The sequence below is a fragment of the Yersinia sp. 2542 StPb PI genome, from assembly GCF_048593855.1.
Classification (GTDB): Bacteria; Pseudomonadota; Gammaproteobacteria; order Enterobacterales; family Enterobacteriaceae; genus Yersinia; species Yersinia enterocolitica_E.
Map to the genome: position 1 here is coordinate 1 of NZ_JAZGQA010000358.1, position 1,932 is coordinate 1,932.

Sequence of the window (1,932 nt, forward strand, 5' to 3'; positions counted from 1 at the left end):
TTTAATCATGATGTAAAGTAACTTACTTTGATGTTTCTCATCGACGAAAAAGGACTAGAGGGTATGGCAAGTAAGCACAAAATAACGGCGTATATCTCTGACTCGACTACTTATGAGTGGGCTAAGAATACTGCCACAGAAAGAGACCTTACAAAGTCTGGGTTTCTTGAATCACTAATCAAACAGGAAATGCAACTGGGACGGAGTAGATCGAAATTAAGACCGGCATTAACAATTTATGATACCTATCATCCACCTGTTCAAATGTTGACGTATTCAGGTAACTACATTATTGGTAGCAGTATTCCGAATTCATCTCCGGTACTGGATGTGGGGAATTTAATTGGTATGATCACGGATGGAGTGAATATGGGGATTCATAATGATTTTCATGAGAAGGCATTGGGTCACTATATTCGTCAGCCACAAGGTGTATTTGATGTTGTTTTTTTGAAGACGTTCTTTGAGGGGAGAGTTTATGAAGATCCGCATGTTAACTCAGTTAATGTTTCCTATAACGTTATATATTTGCCTCTCATTATTACTCAAGAAGTATGGGATGAATATGGTGGGTGTTGTGACTTTTTTAGTATCAGGTATTTGAGACAAACAGATATTGTAAGATCGGAGTGGAAAAGATCATTATCTGGAAAATATACCGGCATTATGCCTTTGTTTGAAAGAATGAAGTATAGCAATGATGTTGGAGGTTTCTTTATTCCTGTATATCAGACACCCAAAAAACTTGAGGACAGATTGGAGGGAACTGATTTGGGGAAAAAACGTTCATTCGGCAATAATATTTTTATGGGGGTAGGACCAACATATAAAAAAGAGCGCTTTTGTTTAAATGGGAGTGACCTACTAAGAAATGTATATTAACAGGCTGATTTCACTTGGATATATTTTGAGAAAGATATTACTCCTGTAGTAATCAATTGATTTATTATCTCAGGTGATATCAATGAATAAAGAGTTCGATGTTAACTCGTTACTAAAATCGGTACTTTCTCCTTTTCCTGCTGATACAGCCCACTGTATCAGCCATCATCTCTCCCGTACCATTCTCAAACATGTACATCAGTGCATTCATTACGAACCCACTATTGGGGTTATGGGAAAGACCGGTGTGGGTAAATCAAGCCTCTGCAATACCTTATTCAATCCGCCCCCCGCCAAGGTCAGCGCCATTAAAGGATGTACCCGCCGCGTACAAACGTATCAATGGGCTCTTGCGCCGCATGCGTTGCTCATCGTGGACTTTCCGGGAATAGGTGAAACGCCCGAACTTGACCGCATCTATACGCGGTTATATCAACACTGGCTGGGTCAACTGGACCTGATTATCTGGGTGCTTAAAGCTGATGACCGGGCATGGAACGATGACATTCGTTGCTATCGGCAATTGATTTCGCAGGGAGCAGACCCCGTGCGCTTTCTTTTCGTCCTCAATCAGGCTGATAAAATTGAACCCTGCCGGGAATGGGACCTCGTCACTCACCAACCTTCTTTACGTCAGCAACAGCACTTGCAGGTAAAAATAGCGCAGGTCAATGCGCTGTTTTCACCCCGACATCCTGTTCTGGCCGTATCGGCGTCGGAGGGGTTCAATATGCTCCTCTGGGCCGAAACCTTCATTCGTGCTTTGCCGGATAACGCCAGCAGTGCAGTCACACGCCAACTGGAGTCGGGTTATCGTACGGAGAACGTGATCAAGACGGCGCGCGACAACTTTGCCCGTGGCGTGGGCGATATTTTCGATGATGCGCTCTCTGCAATGCAAACCACCGGTGCGCTGGTGCATCAGCTTAAACGGCTTCGCCACCGACTGCTTTCGGTTGTTCACGCTGTCTGGCATTTCCTGTTCTGATTTCTCACGGCTAACGGTTTATTCGTTCGATCTGTTTCGCCGATCGAACACCTATTTATAAT

General features: G+C 43.7%; 2 protein-coding genes. Both read left to right on the top strand.

Annotated elements, in window-relative coordinates; all coding sequences use genetic code 11:
- Positions 1–63 precede the first annotated feature (63 nt).
- Positions 64–882 carry a hypothetical protein gene (locus V1952_RS21565; protein ID WP_420075523.1) on the top strand — a complete coding sequence of 273 codons (819 nt, stop codon included), beginning with the start codon at positions 64–66 and terminating at the stop codon, positions 880–882.
- 82 nt (positions 883–964) lie between these two features.
- Positions 965–1,870, top strand: coding sequence for a GTPase family protein (locus V1952_RS21570; protein WP_420075524.1), 906 nt, complete (start codon positions 965–967; stop codon positions 1,868–1,870).
- Positions 1,871–1,932: the final 62 nt, after the last annotated feature.